Consider the following 16,185-nt stretch of genomic DNA (forward strand, 5'->3'; position numbering starts at 1 on the left):
ATTTTTCGAGACGATGAGTGATAAGTAACGTGTATGCCGTTATTACTTATTTAGGCTGTATGACGTTGATGAAAAGGAATGAAGTGCTGTTGGACACAGAGTATAGGCGTAAAAAAGCCGAGTGCATGACACACTCGGCTTTGCTGTTTCGGCTTACGTGTTCTTATTCTTATAGAACGTGAACAGACGCAGTGTTAGTTGTACCTGAAGCAACAAGTGCACCAGAAACCATTACTACGATGTCCCCCTTCTTGCCTAGGCCAGAAGTTAGAGCGATTTCTTTACCGTTAACGTAAAACGCATCAGTACTTTGGATTGAATCAACAAGTACTGGAGTCACGCCTTTAGTAAGAACTAGCTGAGCAGCCGTCTTTTGGTTCGTTGTTACAGCGATGATGTTTGCCGTTGGGAAGTACTTACGAACAGAACGTGCAGATTTACCTGCTTCAGTCGCAACAACGATAAGCGGAGCAGCCAATTTCTCAGCTGTGTCTACTGCACCTTTACATACTGCTTCTGTGATACGTAGGCGAGGGCTGTCTAGGCGAGAACCAAGTTCTGCTTTAAGAGCACCGTCAGTACGAGTACAGATTTGAGCCATGATAGTTACCGCTTCTACTGGGTATTTACCTTTAGCTGTTTCGCCAGAAAGCATTACCGCATCAGTACCGTCCATTACTGCGTTAGCAACGTCGCCTGCTTCAGCACGAGTAGGGCGTGGGTTGCTGATCATAGAATCAAGCATTTGAGTTGCAGTGATAACCATCTTACGTGCACGGTTACACTTCTCGATCATCATTTTTTGAGCGAAGATTACTTCTTCTGCTGGGATTTCAACACCAAGATCACCACGAGCAACCATGATACCGTCAGACGCTTCAAGGATTGAATCGAAGTTATCTACACCTTCTTGGTTCTCAATTTTTGAGATGATGTGGATGTTTTCGCCACCGTTAGCATTTAGAAGCTCACGGATTTCTTTAACGTCTTCTTCTTTACGGATGAAAGAAGCAGCAACGAAGTCAACGCCTTGCTCACAACCAAACTTAAGGTCAGCTTTGTCTTTCTCAGAAAGAGCTGGAAGTTGAACAGAAACGCCAGGTAGGTTAACACCTTTGTTTTCGCCAAGCGCACCGTTGTTAAGAACTTTACACTTAACTTCAGTTTCAGATGTTGAGATAACTTCCATTTCAATTAGGCCGTCATCAACAAGGATAGTGTTACCAGCCGTTAGGTCTTTTGCAAAACCAAGGTAAGTTACCGCTACTTTATCCGTGTTACCAACTACCGTTGCATCAGTAGTGAAAGTGAACTCTTGACCAGCTACTAGATCAACGTCATCGCCACCTTCTAGTTTGATAGTACGGATTTCTGGACCTTTAGTATCAAGTAGGATAGCAAGTTGCTTACCTGTTGCTTCCATTACCGAGCGGAAGTTAGAGATACGAGTACCGTGTTCTGCGAAGTCACCGTGAGAAAAGTTCAGGCGCATTACGTTCATGCCTGCATTTACTAGTTCAGTCAGTTTTTCTACAGATTCAGTTTTAGGGCCAATCGTACATACGATTTTGGTCTTTTTCATGGAAGATACTCTCCGGTAAGTAATAGTTTCAAATCAATTTGTGTGCCTAGCCTGTAACCGACAAAAGAAAGAAAATTACAACAAATCAAAAATGTTGGTTTTCTTTACTACTTTGTTATCGGCTTGCATATAACTAAGCAAATTCTTCTAAATAGTTCAGCCGAACACCCTATTATTGGTGTTTCTCAGGCCAAAATTTCACGTTTTCTAACAATCCAACTGTATGCAGTTGCAAAAAAATAACGAAAAATTATGTAATTTATTTTCTTTTCGGTGGAGGATTCTACCACTGTATTTTAAAAATATCACGGTTATGAATTGTCTTAGGACAAAGTTTTGTCTCAATTTATTTATTTTTTAGAGTAAAAAAAATAGACAAGTTAGTTTCGAATTGATTAAAATACTTACGAATCGAAACTTATTGAGTTGTTATCTAATGTCAAAACGAAACACACAGGCAAGAAGGCATGCTATTTCTAAGTTAGTTGAAGAGTGTGGAGAAGTCAGTGTAGAGCAATTGTCACAGCAATTCGAAACCTCAGAAGTAACAATAAGAAAGGACTTAGCAAGTTTGGAAACCAGTGGGTTACTCCTACGTCGCTATGGTGGTGCCGTATCTTTGCCAAAAGAAGTCGTCCAAGATGATTTACACAACAAGGTTTCGGTTCGGAAGATAAGCCTTGCTCAGGAAGCTGCTACACTGATCAGAGATCATAATCGTATCGTAATCGATAGTGGCAGTACTACTGCTGCATTAATACAGCAGCTTGATGATAAGCGCGGTCTCGTTGTGATGACCAATTCGCTGCATGTAGCAAATGCGTTAAATGATCTTGAATCAGAATTAACCTTACTTATGACTGGAGGGACTTGGGATACGCATTCTGAATCTTTTCAAGGCAAAGTGGCTGAATCGGTATTGAGGTCTTACGATTTTGATCAATTATTTGTTGGTGCTGATGGCGTTGACCTATCAAGAGGGACAACCAGCTTCAACGAATTACTCGGATTAAGCCAAGTTATGGCCGAAGTTTCTCGTGAAGTTATCGTCATGATCGAATCAGACAAAATTGGTAGGAAAATACCCAACTTAGAACTGTCTTGGGACCATATTGATATTTTAGTTACAGATAGTGGTATCGAGCCCGAGGCAGTAAAAATAATAGAAGCTTGTGGCGTAAGAGTCATACAAGCGAAATAGATTCTTTGTCTCCCTTTTTGCTTGCTGGGAACGAGATAAATTAAATAAAACGGAGTTAATATGTGCGGAATAGTGGGTGCGGTAGCGCAACGTGATGTTGCTGAAATTTTATTACAAGGCTTACAGCGTCTTGAGTACCGAGGATACGACTCAGCAGGTGTTGCTGTTGTGAATCAAAATAGCGACTTACAACGTGTACGTCGCTTAGGCAAAGTACAAAACCTTGCTGACGATGTTGATCTTTCAACTTTCTCTGGCGGAACCGGTATCGCGCATACTCGCTGGGCAACACACGGTGAACCTTCAGAAACTAATGCTCACCCGCACATCTCTAATGACACTATTGCTGTTGTACACAACGGCATTATTGAAAACCATCAAGCGTTACGTGAAGAATTAACAGCGTTGGGTTATGTCTTTACCTCTCAAACGGATACCGAAGTTATCGTTCATTTAGTTCATCATGAACTAAAGCAAGCAAGCACATTGCTTGAAGCAGTGCAGAGTACGGCAAAACGATTGGAAGGTGCGTACGGCATGGTGGTGTTGGATCGCAATGAGCCTGACGAGTTGATTGTCGCTCGTTCTGGTAGCCCACTCGTGATTGGTTTAGGTGTAGGGGAAAACTTCCTAGCATCGGATCAACTTGCGCTATTGAGCGTTACACGTCGTTTTGTGTACCTAGAAGAAGGCGATGTCGCTAAACTTACTCGTCGTAATGTGGCCATTTTTGATGTTGATGGCAATCCTGTTGAGCGTGAAGAAACTAAGTCAAACGCAGAGCAAGATGCCGGTGATAAAGGTCAGTACCGCCACTTCATGCAAAAAGAGATTTTTGAGCAACCAACCGCATTGATCAACACAATGGAAGGTCGAATTTCTAGCGATTCGGTAATCACTAACGCGATTGGTGTGAATGCTGAAGAGATCCTAACGAAAGTCGAACATGTTCAAATTATCGCTTGTGGTACTTCTTATAATGCTGGAATGACGGCTCGTTACTGGTTTGAGTCTTTAGCTGGCGTTAGTTGTGATGTAGAAATTGCATCTGAGTTCCGCTACAGAAAGTTTGTGACCCGTCCGAATAGCTTGCTTATTACGCTTTCTCAATCCGGTGAAACGGCCGATACTTTAGCCGCTTTGCGTTTAGCGAAAGAAAAAGGCTACATGGCAGCGATGACGATTTGTAATGTCGCAGGTTCATCTTTAGTGCGTGAGTCCGATTTTGCCTTCATGACCCGTGCTGGTACTGAAATCGGTGTGGCTTCAACCAAAGCCTTTACCACTCAACTGTCTGCTTTGTTGATGCTTGTTACGGCATTAGGTAAGAAGAAAGACGTTATTGATTCAGCTAAAGAAGCTGAAATCGTACAGGCTCTTCATGATCTACCAAACCAAATTGAAAAAGCCTTAGAGTTTGATAAAGAAATTGAAGCACTGGCTCCTGATTTTGCCGACAAGCACCACACTCTGTTTTTAGGTCGTGGCGAATTTTATCCAATCGCAGTGGAAGCGTCACTTAAGCTAAAAGAAATTTCTTACATTCATGCAGAGGCTTATGCGGCTGGTGAGTTAAAGCACGGTCCGTTGGCCTTGGTTGATGCTGATATGCCTGTTGTCGTCGTCGCTCCGAATAATGAGTTGCTTGAAAAGCTGAAATCTAACATTGAAGAAGTAAGAGCACGAGGTGGTTTACTGTATGTGTTTGCTGACCAAGATGCAGGCTTTGATGCAGAAGAAGGGATGAAAATCATCACTTTGCCTCATGTGAGTGAAATCACGGCCCCTATTTATTACACCATTCCGATGCAGCTATTGTCTTATCATGTTGCATTGATTAAAGGTACTGATGTCGATCAGCCTCGTAACCTGGCAAAAGCGGTAACGGTTGAGTAATTAGGTTACTTTTATCGGTGAGATAAAAAGTACTGAACTCTATTAATAAAAAGCCACTTACAGCGTAAGTGGCTTTTTTGCATCTGTCGGTCGGTCATCTGTGTGACTTTCCGTTGTCCTATACGCTAGAGAGCGATTATAGGCCTTTGATGTTCTCAGCTTCTAGCTCGTTGAAGTACTTAACCGTTTTCACTTTAAGTTCTTGCTGTGCTGCTTCGTCAGCAACGATGATTGCTTTCGGGTGCATCTGAAGCGCCGTAACAGTCCACATGTGGTTTACTGAGCCTTCAATCGCCATTTGCAGAGCTTGCGCTTTGTTGTGGCCCATAGACAGGATCATGACTTCTTCACTGTCTAGTAGAGTCGCTACGCCGATGGTAAGTGCGTATTTTGGAACTTGATTGATATCGCCGTCAAAGAAGCGAGAGTTCGCGATACGTGTATCTTCAGTCAGTGTCTTAATGCGAGTGCGAGATGACAGTGAAGATCCTGGCTCATTAAATGCGATGTGGCCGTCAATGCCTACGCCGCCCATGAACAAATTGATTTTGCCGTAAGACTTAATTTTCGCTTCATAAGCTGCACAATGTGCTTCTACGTCTTCAGCTTTACCATCAAGTAAGTTGATGTTTTCTTCTTGAATATCAATGTGGTTAAACAGGTTAGTGTACATGAATGTACGATAAGATTCTGGATGGTTAGGTTCGATGCCTACGTACTCATCCATGTTGAATGTTACAACGTGTTTGAAGCTAACTTCGCCAGCTTTGTGCAGTTCGATAAGCGCTTTATACGTGTTTAGTGGCGTGCTGCCTGTCGGGAAACCAAGAACGAAAGGACGATCCGCAGTTGGATTAAACGCAGTGATCTTGCGTGCGATATGACGAGCAGCCCATTTGCCAGCTTGTTGCGTATTTTCTAAAGGAATAAGTCTCATTATTCTGTCCTATCAAAATTGTTAAGTGTGTGCTTTTTTTTTATTGTAAATTAAGATTCATCTAATTTCTATCACTGTCGGTCAATTTGACAAAATACCTTACTTTGATGAAGGTTTAATCAAGGTTTGAACAATATTTGATGTGATTGTATCGGTCTCAATCAAATCTCTCGAGTTTATACGTGCTAAGTGGGCGTTTAATTTTTCTAGAGAATTATGGTAGGTATTTTGCAATAAAAAGTTATCAAATCAGTGAACTTTAACAGTGTTATTAGTGTGATCTATCTTAAATTGTTGAATGAAAGGGCAATGACAGCCCTTTTGAATAATAAATGCCGCTAATTAGCCTTGATGCATGCATCCTAGGAACTCAAGGCTGAGTGTTGCGGTTGCGGTAAGTTAAAGCTATTGCCAAGGAAAATTAGGTTTTTGGCGAGGTTTACGCTTCTTTATTACATCAACGCTGCATAGGTAGTCTTCATGAAAACTTTCAGTCTCTAAAAACAAAGCCGGTACATACAAGCGTATTCTAGAATTCGCTAATATGATGGTTTTATCTTCATCGGTGACTAAACGAGCGAGATCTCCAGCCATTAGGCGCATGCCTTTGTGTAACGTAACTTTGTTATTGCTTGCGACGGACTTAATTAGTGGATACCCGAACAGAGTTAAGGGCTTATTGTAGACAGTAATGGTCTCGTTGAATGTTGCTTCTACATAGACTTGCTCTGACTGAATAACGTTCGCCAGCTCGTTTATTTCAGCTTGAACGGCGATAGAGAAAACCCATTCACCAAGAATTGGCTCCCATTTCCCACCTAAACGTAAACACTTGGTGTAAATGAATGTGTTCTTTCGGCCGGTAGCCAGTGTACAGATACCTACTTCGCCTTGACGTTCGAATGGCAATGTCAGTCTGAATATACTGTCCCTTGCATGATGTTGGTACCTATCTGATATTTCTTCCACATGCAGCATGGATTTTCCCAGAGGTAAGTTCTGGCTATTTTCATCAATAACAATGCGGCAGTAACCGCTCTGTTTCTGGCAGATAAAGTAGGATTCTTTGCGTTCTAATACATCGAACTCGAGCATGGAGACTCCAAACACCTGAAGATATCAGGTGTTAACTATATGGAAAGCGGGGTTTATTTACTTTGGGCGTATCGAGAGATGGCTTATTCGATTTCTTCAATTGACTGAGCGTTTTGTTTTCTCAATTTCTCGATATTTTCCATGATGCTACCTAATGATCCGGTCAGTTTGTAATCACTTGCAACCATATCATCAATGCGTTTATCGGTTTTGTTTTTTACTCCATCACCCATCGCATTTTGAACTTCTGATTCCTGAGCATTCAAAGTCTTATCTTGATCATAAAGAATCACTTCCTCAAACGCTTCAAGATAAAGAGTTCGAAACTCCTCAACAATATACTTTTCTGACAGAGTTCTGAGCTTGGCTGACTTACGTTGTTTAATGTAAATTTCAACACGGCTAACGGGCTGCTTCAGCGTTAGAATATTGGTTCTCGCTTCCAATACTTCTCTATCGGTCGGCGTATCTTTTAAGGTTTTGAACACAGCAAACGAGGGGGGCCATTCTTGGCCTTTCTTTAGCCGCTCTTCTAGGTTGTCTTTTAAGCGGTTGTAGCTATTTTCTGTTAGTGAAGCAGCGAACATCATGATGTGACGATCCGGTTCATCACCAAACTCTTGGCGGATTTTTCCTTGGCCAAAGCTAAGGGTCATTTCATACCAAAATTTAAGAATTTTCTTCTGTTCAACGCCTTTAAAATTAGCCATCAAAGCCTGAGTTTTCGGGCTGAAAAGCTTCAGATCACTGTCGGATAGGCTAAAGTCAGATGATAAAGCCTGTCCGCTAGCTTGAGTGGTAGGAGATTGACCTTGATTTGAAATTATGGGAGCTTGATGCTTTTGAGTTGCTGGAGACGAGCCTGTCTTAGCTTTCACGCGAGTGAGGTAGCTTTCAAAAGATTCCGACATGTTTTTAGGGCTACTCATGGTATCGCGCTTCCTTAGTTATCATCATTGAAATTGAAGTTAGATATTTTCTCTTCTAACACATCAAGCGCAGAGTGCTTAACTTGTGGTTTATTGGAGGCTTGTTTTCTGGCTCCCGGTTGTCGATACGTTTTCTCAGAGTGAAGGTGAGAATGCAGGCGACTAGTCAGCTCATCTAACGTGTACAACTGCCTGTTGGGTGTTTCTTTAATGCGTTCGACGAAAGCAGCCCAAACATTAGTTTGCCCGACAAATCCACTTTTGAACATGATCATCTCGGCCCAATCTTCAACAACACTTGGCGACAGCTCCATAATGTTGATTGATTTTCCCGTGATCGATTTATTAATCGGTGCCACTTGAGAACGATGAAAACTCGATAAGCGGTTGGTATTACGGTATGTGTCTTGCGGTTGTTGGGCGGATTGCTGTTGTGCCTGTTGCGGAGGCTGATTGGAATAGCCAGTATGCTGTTGCCCATAAGGTGCAACATGATCATTTGGTGCGACATAAGTGTCGAAGTTCAGGCGCCCCTTAACTTTACCTTCAGAGCGGTAAGCTGGGGTACTTTTGTTGGTACCCACCAGAGTCTGCTCCACCGAGAGCTTGCTGATCAAGTTATCTAACGATCTTTCAGATGCGCACATCATGGTTTTTAATTCCGTCATGCTCGTGATAAAAGCACCGTCCCTGTCAGATAACTCAGCTAATGCGACCAGCAAGAGTTTTTCTTCCATGGATACAGTTTTATAACACCATGCTTTTTCGAGATATTTTGACGACATTAGATTCTATACCATCCAGTTTAAGGAGAAACAGGCAGTTTCAGGATTGCGCTTGGATCTCGCATTATAGCAAAGTCTCAGTCGCGTATCATGATACTAATTAACATAAGTATAGTGTGGTTTGTTAGTAGTAGAGAAAAGCCAATCGCTGAAATTCTATATGGGTAGAAATTGATGGTTTTTTATGTCGCGGAACTTGATGGGTTTTCTAGCTAATGGGATTCTAGAAAAAGGCTCACTTGTTATGTAAGTGAGCCTTTTTGTGTACGGAGTAGTGATTAGTACTTTAGTAGCAAGATAATCATAGGTGTCACTAAGCCAAGGCCCGCAGCCATAGAAAAGTAAAAGGCGAATGCAAGCTTATCTTTCTTTGAGTCCATGGGAATTCCTTAAAATACATGCTTTAAATAGTTTTTAGACAACCATTTAATGGAGTAGGGATTTTAATAGCCATTAAGTTGCATGTCAAATGCATCTAAATCGAATAGTACTTGATGAGATCGACGGGCACTTACTGAAACTCGAGAAGGGGAAGCAATATGAGCGTTCAAACAGAAAAGCAAAAAGCCCAAGAAACAATGAGTTTCTTGGGCTTTCTAAATTTGGTGGCCCCTCGCAGATTTGAACTGCGGACCAATCGATTATGAGTCGTAAAATTGCTTGTTTCATGAAATCTCGCTTTATCTCGCAAAGTTACAAAGTCATTGATAATTAAGGTCTTATCTGGCTTGATTTATCGCATGCTATCTTACAAACTGTCATTAAGCGACTTCCTAACTACACCCACAACTACACCCAGTTTCGCGTTGGGTGTAGTTGCGCAACGAGGAATACGATCATGGCAATTACACAAAAGGAAATTATCGGCCTTAAACCTAAAAGTAATGCCTATTACGTTTGGGATGACGATAGAACCAAAGGTGTTGGTCGTCTCGGGGTGAAAGTCTTTTCCAGTGGTTCAAAGAGTTTTGTTTTTCGATACTACCGAGCGAGCAAAAGGATCTTTATTCAATTGGGGCGGGTTCCTGCATTAAGCCTTACCGATGCACGAGAAACAGCAAAAGATTTGGGCTTAATGCTAAAGCGAGGGCTCGACCCCAAGTTTGAACTGGTGTCGGCAGAAAGAAAGCGAGAAGCAGAGCGAAAAGAGCAAGAAAGTAGGGGGAGTATCGACTTACTCTTTAAAAGCTATACAGACAACATGAAAAAAGAGGGTAAGAGAACCCATCAGACGGTTTTTAGCGCCCTAGAAAAAGAGGTGTATCCATTTATCTCTAGGGGGACGAAAGCTTGTGATGTCACCACTGACGATGTTGTTAAAATTCTCGCCCATATGATAAGGCGAGGGGCCGCTACGCAAAGTAATCGAGTTAGAAGTTATTTACATGCGGCATTTAACTATGGCCTTTCTCATGACAATGATCCCGCTAACTATTTAGAGGAAGCCAAATTTGGGCTGGCTTTTAATCCTGTATCTTCCATCCCGAAACAAAAAAGTGCAGAACGTGTTGGCGAACGATACTTGAGCTATGCCGAGCTTCATCAGTTTATGCACGATATTGAGTTTGATTTGGAAGGAGTCGTGGCATCCGAAGTGATGAGGTGTCTTATCCTGCTTTGTATTCATACTGGAGGTCAAAGGCCGTATGAAATTGCGGCCTCTAAATGGTCAGCCATCAACTGGGATAATCATACTTTGCATATTCCTCCTGAAATATCCAAAAATAAGCGTAGCCATCTTATCCCATTAACGGCTTCGGCCATCACCATCTTACGCAGGCAGCGAGATTCGTCGCAAGATAACCCTTTTATATTTCCTCACCATACTGATTTTCAGGCGCATGTAAGGCTAGATTCATTGAGCCAAGCTATCGCGAGGTATCGACGGGATCATCCTGATTTTGAATACTTTATTCCAAGAGACTTAAGAAGAACTTGTAAAACCCTGATGGGCGAGCTTGGCATCAGTAAATCGACCAGAGATAGGCTGCAAAACCATGCCCTCAATGATGTGAGTTCTAAGCACTATGATCGCTATGAGTACTTATCTGAAAAGCGAAATGCACTGGAAGTATGGGAGCAAAAGTTATCGGGTGTAGAGGTTACAAGCGAGAACGTCGTAAGTTTTAGAGCGAATAGTAGGTAAACCAAGCCGATTCGCACTGCGTATTTCGAAACGGTTTATATAGAGAAGAATATAGGGGCGTTGAGATACTTGATTGCCCCTAAACATAAGTGGTCATCCAAACAAAGGAACAAGTAGCCAATGATGAGTCTTAGTGATGCCGTACTACAGGAAGTAGAAGATCGAATCTGCGAGGACATCGCGCGAGCAATTACATATTTTGCTTCTAGGGCAGTAGGCGTTAATGTACTAAAGCTGGCGACAAAACTGTCAATTATTACCATGAATAACCTTGGTAGCTCCGAGAAGACATTGAGCGAAAGCCTTAACTTGCTCAATATACCAATGGCAAAATCGCTTATTGCAGCTAGCTTTTATCAATATACAACGGCTGAACTAACGGAAGCTCTTGAGGTTGTTCAGGAAAAAGAAGTGCAAAATGCTTTGCAAGATATCTATCGGTCATGGTACGCACAAAAATAGTTGGTGTAGGGGGCGATTCGCAGTGCGAATCGGTGAGGAATCTGGAGTAACAGGCCCAGCGAATTTACTCTATAAGGGCTCCAAAAAATCAGAGATGAGAACAAAGTCATCATATTACTCTAGGTAATAAGGTTCTTTTAATCCAAAGAATCGACAGTGGAAGCAGGCTGATTCTTTATGAATATGAAGCGACTTTCCCCTGGAAAGCCGCGATGACTCTTTTTACCTATTGGATCGCTACGAGTAAGCTTGGTTTGCCAAACTGTACAAGTTTAGCATTGTTTGTCGTGAAAACAGCTCGCCAAAAATTTTCTAATTCGTTAACGGATTTCTGAGAAGAGTAACGTTTAGCTCCCTCAACATATCCCGCCCCTATCACATAGACTTCGCTGCCGTCAAAATCGCCTGTGAATCCAGCTTTGTCTATAATAGTTAGCGCTTTGTTAGCATCGGGAAGGTAAACGCTCCCTTTTTTATAGAACGAGATTGTCGCGCTATTTTCTAGCATGTCAGAGACCACTAGCACAATTTTACGTGATGAGGTCGAGCGCTTTATAAGGTCGTCACTCAAGTTCATCAAGGTTCCTACAAGCTCAGTTTGAGGGTAGTTAATTTCTTCTTGCGGGAAGGAGGCTGCTAGAGCCTTATGAATGGCGTTTATTGCTCCTTTTTGTTGCTCAAGGCATTGGTCTAACTTATGTAGCTTCATGCGATTCATATTGTCGCGGCTTTTCTTTCCAAGCGCGGATTCAAACGTACCGCTAAATACCACATCGGTATATGCGCCTTTAGCCAGTGCCGAGAATGTGATGATAGTGATTTTATCGCCTGCTTGATTGAAACGTTGCATCTGCTGGTGAACAGATTTTTTCAGATTTGTGTCCAAGTTAATTGTCTTATCAACAATGACAAATAGTTCACGTTCGGCATGGCCAAGCTTAAATTCACTAACATCGGCATAGTCATAACAAGATGGAATATCATTTCTCTCGATCGCGCTTGCTCCGAATGACAGGACACTTGCAGCTAAACATAGTGTCGGTAGACCATATTTTTTTAGCTTCATGGTTTTAGTCCCATTTCATCAAGTAATCGAGCTCGTTGCTCTTCTTCCGTCTCTACTGCTTTGTCGGCCTGAGACTTAGCTTCGAACTCAGCCATTAAACGCTTACGCATCTCATCATCACTGAATTTTGTTGACTCTCGGAGCTCGGCTTGAATTTTGTTGGCCTCTTTTACCTGCGCAAGTTCTTCTTTAGCTCTGTTAATCGAATGACTTTGTTCCAGTGTAAGGTAGCTGTAGAAATTGCGCTCTGTTGCACTTTCAATCATTTCGATCACGGCACTTGACTGGGTAATGTCCGGTAGTTTTTTTGCCATTCTAGCCTGGAGTCGTGTTAAAGACTTTTGTGCATAGTCAGCTACGTTGGTCGCTCTAAATTCGTAATGTCTAATAAACTCGTCACGAGTTGTAAAGCGATGAGTGTATTCGTATGCCTCTCGGCTGTGTTTTCCTGCAAATCCAAAAGTCATTGATACCCATGTTGCAAAGGCTTGTAATAACAAGAATAAGATGCCCATAACAATAAAGGTGGCCCAGCTTCCGCGCTCGGTGGCTTCGCACGCTTCATTATTTCCGGTAGTAACGGCTTGCTGATTCTGTTCGGATACGAACGTTGGGGCAGGGGTACCGTCGGAACTGTACAGGTTATTGAAGTCGATCGCCTGAGTCGGTACTGAGTCACCGTTTTGTGTGTTACACAAGACGTTTTGCGTTTGAGCGGACTCCAAGGCTTTACCCCGTATATAGGTTAATGACGCTGCAATGACTATCACGGCGCAGACAGTAATAATGGACGCGCGGTATGTCTTCGTTGCGGTACCTAGCTTAAGCCTGTTAAGCCGCTGGATGTAAGGCTTTTCATTTAGGTCACTTGGAGAATCAATGCGGCCAACACGGTTACCTACTTGTGCAACCAGCTCTTTTTCAGATTGACTATCGGCTTTCCAAAGTGAACGGATGCTATCAACTAGCTTGTTCCGGTGGAGCTCGGCACCCATTGAGTGAGTAACGAGGGCCAAGCCGACCGCGAAGCCAAACGCCAATATGTAGGCCATGATATGTCGGGTATTCTCTGATGCGGTTAGGTCAATAAAGCCAGACATTGTGTAGCTGAACCCCCAAGCTTCCAGAAACAATACGAGCATCAAACCTAACACCATTGGTGTAGTCATTGGCTTTCTACCATCCTCTCCAACAATATCTAAGTAGTTCTTACAGTCGTCATAATACTGGCCGGAACGGTGATTTTGAGTGTAGTACGGCTTATAGTCTTGGCAAATTTGATGTTCTGAATGGAACCACCCTTTCTGCGTCGTCGCGTTCTTTGCCAAAGAGTTGATCTTGCCAAAAATGAAGTTTCTATGGCGGAAGCCTAGCCACCATAACCCTAATTCTTCACGGTGCTTGTAAAGAAAAAGAATGAGTAGCGCGGTTACTACACTACAGCCCAATACTTGCTTCCAATAAAGTAGGAGTGTGTCGATCATATCCATTTGTCTTTCCTGCTATAAAGTGAGTGATAGTTGCAATTGCTTACGGTAAAGATGCCCATGACTTCGATAGAACACTTCAGCGTATTTAGTCTTATTCTCCCCCGAATTGTGGAAAATCAAGTCGGCACAGACTAAATGGTCTTGCTTTTCTTTTGGGTACATTCGATAGAGCACAGTGTCTTCCCCTCGCACTGTTTGAACTTTCATATCGAAGGTGTAATCCGGCTGTTGCGATGGATCTTGGTATTCAAGCAGAATCGATAACGTTGGATCGATGGTAGATTCGTAATCGTCACTGTCGATTTGGATGGGGCCGACGACGACGAGCGTTTGTTTTTTCCCTTTGTTGGCCTTGCCAAACCACGTTGTTTTAAAGAGTGCTGGCAACGATTCGTAAACGGAAGTGTGGTTATTAGTTGATTCTGAATATTTAGGCGGTGGCGTCATTACGCATGAGCGAACGGGGCTTGATGCTCGCGCAGAACGGATCAACCACCAGCTATCATCGTGATATGTTCCTAAGTTCGCCATGAGTTGGTCAGTATTTTTAGCTACAGCGTATCGCTCGCCGCGCAGCTTAAGAGGGTTATCATCACGATAGATCACTTTAGGTTTTTTTTTTGCGGCAGCAGTTCGTGATTTCGATTTTTTTGGGGGAGGAGCTGTCGTTGCGAAGTGGCTGCTATCAACCTTAGTTTGTTTGTTTTTTAGGAATGCTATCACCCTAAACTGTCTAGGTTCCATTTTTGCCGAAGGCGTTATGTTGAATACATCGACAATTTCTATTCTTCTATTCTTGTTCCTGCCACTAGCATTAGAGTTTGGGGCTATTGGTTGTTTCTCACCTGCACCAAATACACTAACCGGAACTTTTTCTTCACTTAAATGAAGCAAGCGTGCTCCGATGTATTTTGCACGTTCCTGGGAAAGTGCCAAATTGTCTTTCTTTGTGCCTACAGCATCGGTGTGACCGACCACTATTATATTGGAGTATGTGTCCAAACTATCAAGGTAGGCTTTCAACATCTTGTCGAGTTTTACGCGTTTCCTTGCTGACATGTCACTCTCGCTCGACTCAAATAGCTCATCTTGAGAGGATATAGTGACTATGTTTCCTAACGTTAAAGCATCATCGGGGAACCCAAACTCTTTCGCTTGTTGTTCAACAAGCTTTTTGAATTCAAGTGATTGGGGATCGGTTTTATCCACTTGGTACGAGAAAGGAGAAAAACTGACTTCGTAGCCCAACTCATTGGCTGCCAGCTCCAAGGCTTTTTTGCGATACGACATGTACGCTTTTTTTCCGCAATGTCGAACGACACTTGTCCCAACCGGAAGTTGACAATCCCCAATGCGATAGCTTTCTACGACCTTAGCTTTTTTAGGTACTGTAACACACCCTGATGTGATGAGAATTATGATTGCGAATACTACTAGCCTAATCATAAAGTGTCCTTACCTTATTGATTGCATCTTGTTGTTATGAAAGAGTTGTCATTACCTTGCTATTCTAATATGTATTGGTTTCTAGCGCATTCCCATGTCGAAGTTCATTTGTTGTTCTATGCCTCAAATAAGCAATCATAATGTGAGCGAATGTTAAATGGAGCTCACTCTATTGTGATTTTAGCTCTTGGTTGTTGCGTGGTTTTAAGCGTTTTGAAATTAACTTGTGTCGTTCATTGGCTGGGTAGACGGTTTATGGCCCAACCTATCCACCTAGGTTGGGCAAAGAAATTGAATGCGTACTGCGATTATCTAAGTGGCTTATTTATAAAACGAAAGGTATGGGGCCGTTGCGATATTTGATTGCTTCTTAACTTAAGTAAATATTTATAAAAAGGCACGAGTAGTCAATGATGAGTTTTGTTGATGCAGTATTTCAGGAAGTAGAAAAGCGAGTTAATGAGGACATCGAACTAGCAATCACTGGCTCAGCTTCTAGGGTAGTAGGAGCTGATGTTCCAAGGTTGGCGATAAAGCTATCAGTTAACCTAATAGCTCTGAGGAAACATTGAACGAAAGCCTTAACTTGCGCGCCTTATTAAAGGAAAAAGCACTTATTGCATCTACTTTTTACCAACATACAACTGCTGAATTAACTGAAGCTTTTGGGGTTGTTAAAGTAAAAGAAGTGCAGCATGCGCTTAAGGGCATCTATCTGTCATGGTACGCACAAAAATAGTTGGTTTAGGGACCGATTCGCACTGCGAATCGGTGGGGAAGGGCAACAGTGCAAACTAATTTCTTCCCCAAACCGTGTTTGGGCAGCAGTAAACCTTCATAACAAAAATTAGATCAACAGGCTGTTGACTAAAATCAGTACCGCTTACTACGTGAAAGAGACCACTTCCAAAGTGTCCAAAGTGCTGTTAGGTGAACTCCAGCACCCAATAGTGCAATAGTGCAATAGGTTATTGCACAATTAGTTCGGCAGAATAGTGACACTAGATACAATCTTAAGTTATCTATTGAAACATAGTATTCAACTCTCATCATTAGATACCAAATTTGTTGATCTATACACAGATCATACTCGGGCATTAGTGTACTGTTGATCATGTAAATATGATTTTAAATTAATAGCTTAGATTTT

General features: G+C 42.3%; 13 protein-coding genes. 5 read left to right on the forward strand and 8 right to left on the reverse strand.

Annotation, left to right across the window (positions count from 1 at the left end; translation table 11 throughout):
* Window positions 1-169 precede the first annotated feature (169 nt).
* On the reverse strand, window positions 170-1,582 hold the full coding sequence (gene pykF, locus VTAP4600_RS00830) for a pyruvate kinase PykF (RefSeq protein ID WP_102521059.1): 1,413 nt from the start codon (window positions 1,580-1,582) through the stop codon (window positions 170-172).
* A gap of 436 nt (window positions 1,583-2,018) precedes the next feature.
* Between pykF and VTAP4600_RS00835 the strand changes: the two genes are divergently transcribed.
* Window positions 2,019-2,783 carry a DeoR/GlpR family DNA-binding transcription regulator gene (locus VTAP4600_RS00835; protein WP_102521060.1) on the forward strand — a complete coding sequence of 255 codons (765 nt, stop codon included), beginning with the start codon at window positions 2,019-2,021 and terminating at the stop codon, window positions 2,781-2,783.
* A 60-nt stretch (window positions 2,784-2,843) separates the two neighbouring features.
* On the forward strand, window positions 2,844-4,679 hold the full coding sequence (gene glmS, locus VTAP4600_RS00840; protein ID WP_102521061.1) for a glutamine--fructose-6-phosphate transaminase (isomerizing): 1,836 nt from the start codon (window positions 2,844-2,846) through the stop codon (window positions 4,677-4,679).
* A 136-nt stretch (window positions 4,680-4,815) separates the two neighbouring features.
* Here glmS and nagB read toward each other — a convergent pair whose 3' ends face one another.
* From nagB to VTAP4600_RS00860, 4 genes are all read right to left on the reverse strand, one after another.
* Window positions 4,816-5,616 (reverse strand): glucosamine-6-phosphate deaminase, encoded by an 801-nt coding sequence (nagB, locus tag VTAP4600_RS00845; RefSeq protein WP_102521062.1) that lies wholly within the window; start codon window positions 5,614-5,616, stop codon window positions 4,816-4,818.
* A gap of 405 nt (window positions 5,617-6,021) precedes the next feature.
* A complete protein-coding gene (locus VTAP4600_RS00850; protein WP_102521063.1) occupies window positions 6,022-6,711 on the reverse strand; it encodes a hypothetical protein in 690 nt (229 codons plus the stop codon).
* A gap of 83 nt (window positions 6,712-6,794) precedes the next feature.
* Window positions 6,795-7,640, reverse strand: a complete 846-nt coding sequence (locus VTAP4600_RS00855; RefSeq protein ID WP_102521064.1) for a hypothetical protein — start codon at window positions 7,638-7,640, stop codon at window positions 6,795-6,797.
* A gap of 14 nt (window positions 7,641-7,654) precedes the next feature.
* Window positions 7,655-8,425, reverse strand: a complete 771-nt coding sequence (locus VTAP4600_RS00860; RefSeq protein WP_102521065.1) for a hypothetical protein — start codon at window positions 8,423-8,425, stop codon at window positions 7,655-7,657.
* An 838-nt stretch (window positions 8,426-9,263) separates the two neighbouring features.
* On the opposite strand from VTAP4600_RS00860, the gene VTAP4600_RS00865 reads away from it, so the two are divergent.
* Window positions 9,264-10,571 (forward strand): tyrosine-type recombinase/integrase, encoded by a 1,308-nt coding sequence (locus tag VTAP4600_RS00865; protein ID WP_102521066.1) that lies wholly within the window; start codon window positions 9,264-9,266, stop codon window positions 10,569-10,571.
* A gap of 120 nt (window positions 10,572-10,691) precedes the next feature.
* Window positions 10,692-11,033: a hypothetical protein gene (locus tag VTAP4600_RS00870; protein WP_102521067.1), complete on the forward strand. Its 342-nt coding sequence runs from the start codon at window positions 10,692-10,694 to the stop codon at window positions 11,031-11,033.
* A gap of 226 nt (window positions 11,034-11,259) precedes the next feature.
* Here VTAP4600_RS00870 and VTAP4600_RS00875 read toward each other — a convergent pair whose 3' ends face one another.
* The 3 genes from VTAP4600_RS00875 to VTAP4600_RS00885 are packed head-to-tail and all read right to left on the reverse strand — an operon-like array spanning window position 11,260 to window position 15,035.
* Entirely contained in the window at window positions 11,260-12,099 is an 840-nt protein-coding gene (locus tag VTAP4600_RS00875; RefSeq protein WP_102521068.1) for a hypothetical protein, read from the reverse strand.
* Window positions 12,096-13,589 carry a hypothetical protein gene (locus tag VTAP4600_RS00880; RefSeq protein ID WP_102521069.1) on the reverse strand — a complete coding sequence of 498 codons (1,494 nt, stop codon included), beginning with the start codon at window positions 13,587-13,589 and terminating at the stop codon, window positions 12,096-12,098. The genes VTAP4600_RS00875 and VTAP4600_RS00880 overlap by 4 nt, the downstream gene beginning before the upstream one ends.
* Window positions 13,590-13,601: 12 nt before the next feature.
* Entirely contained in the window at window positions 13,602-15,035 is a 1,434-nt protein-coding gene (locus VTAP4600_RS00885; RefSeq protein WP_102521070.1) for an OmpA family protein, read from the reverse strand.
* Between the two features lie 568 nt (window positions 15,036-15,603).
* On the opposite strand from VTAP4600_RS00885, the gene VTAP4600_RS25865 reads away from it, so the two are divergent.
* Window positions 15,604-15,774, forward strand: a complete 171-nt coding sequence (locus VTAP4600_RS25865) for a hypothetical protein (RefSeq protein WP_172443042.1) — start codon at window positions 15,604-15,606, stop codon at window positions 15,772-15,774.
* Window positions 15,775-16,185: the final 411 nt, after the last annotated feature.

Origin of the sequence: Vibrio tapetis subsp. tapetis, assembly GCF_900233005.1 — a bacterium.
Taxonomy (GTDB): Bacteria; Pseudomonadota; Gammaproteobacteria; order Enterobacterales; family Vibrionaceae; genus Vibrio; species Vibrio tapetis.

What these genes read in the sequence shown, in the direction of transcription:
- pykF (WP_102521059.1), bottom strand. Translation starts at nt 1,582, where the DNA reads ATGAAAAAGACCAAAATCGTATGTACGATTGGCCCTAAAACTGAATCT.
- VTAP4600_RS00835 (WP_102521060.1), top strand. Translation starts at nt 2,019, where the DNA reads ATGTCAAAACGAAACACACAGGCAAGAAGGCATGCTATTTCTAAGTTA.
- glmS (WP_102521061.1), top strand. Translation starts at nt 2,844, where the DNA reads ATGTGCGGAATAGTGGGTGCGGTAGCGCAACGTGATGTTGCTGAAATT.
- nagB (WP_102521062.1), bottom strand. Translation starts at nt 5,616, where the DNA reads ATGAGACTTATTCCTTTAGAAAATACGCAACAAGCTGGCAAATGGGCT.
- VTAP4600_RS00850 (WP_102521063.1), bottom strand. Translation starts at nt 6,711, where the DNA reads ATGCTCGAGTTCGATGTATTAGAACGCAAAGAATCCTACTTTATCTGC.
- VTAP4600_RS00855 (WP_102521064.1), bottom strand. Translation starts at nt 7,640, where the DNA reads ATGAGTAGCCCTAAAAACATGTCGGAATCTTTTGAAAGCTACCTCACT.
- VTAP4600_RS00860 (WP_102521065.1), bottom strand. Translation starts at nt 8,425, where the DNA reads ATGTCGTCAAAATATCTCGAAAAAGCATGGTGTTATAAAACTGTATCC.
- VTAP4600_RS00865 (WP_102521066.1), top strand. Translation starts at nt 9,264, where the DNA reads ATGGCAATTACACAAAAGGAAATTATCGGCCTTAAACCTAAAAGTAAT.
- VTAP4600_RS00870 (WP_102521067.1), top strand. Translation starts at nt 10,692, where the DNA reads ATGATGAGTCTTAGTGATGCCGTACTACAGGAAGTAGAAGATCGAATC.
- VTAP4600_RS00875 (WP_102521068.1), bottom strand. Translation starts at nt 12,099, where the DNA reads ATGAAGCTAAAAAAATATGGTCTACCGACACTATGTTTAGCTGCAAGT.
- VTAP4600_RS00880 (WP_102521069.1), bottom strand. Translation starts at nt 13,589, where the DNA reads ATGGATATGATCGACACACTCCTACTTTATTGGAAGCAAGTATTGGGC.
- VTAP4600_RS00885 (WP_102521070.1), bottom strand. Translation starts at nt 15,035, where the DNA reads ATGATTAGGCTAGTAGTATTCGCAATCATAATTCTCATCACATCAGGG.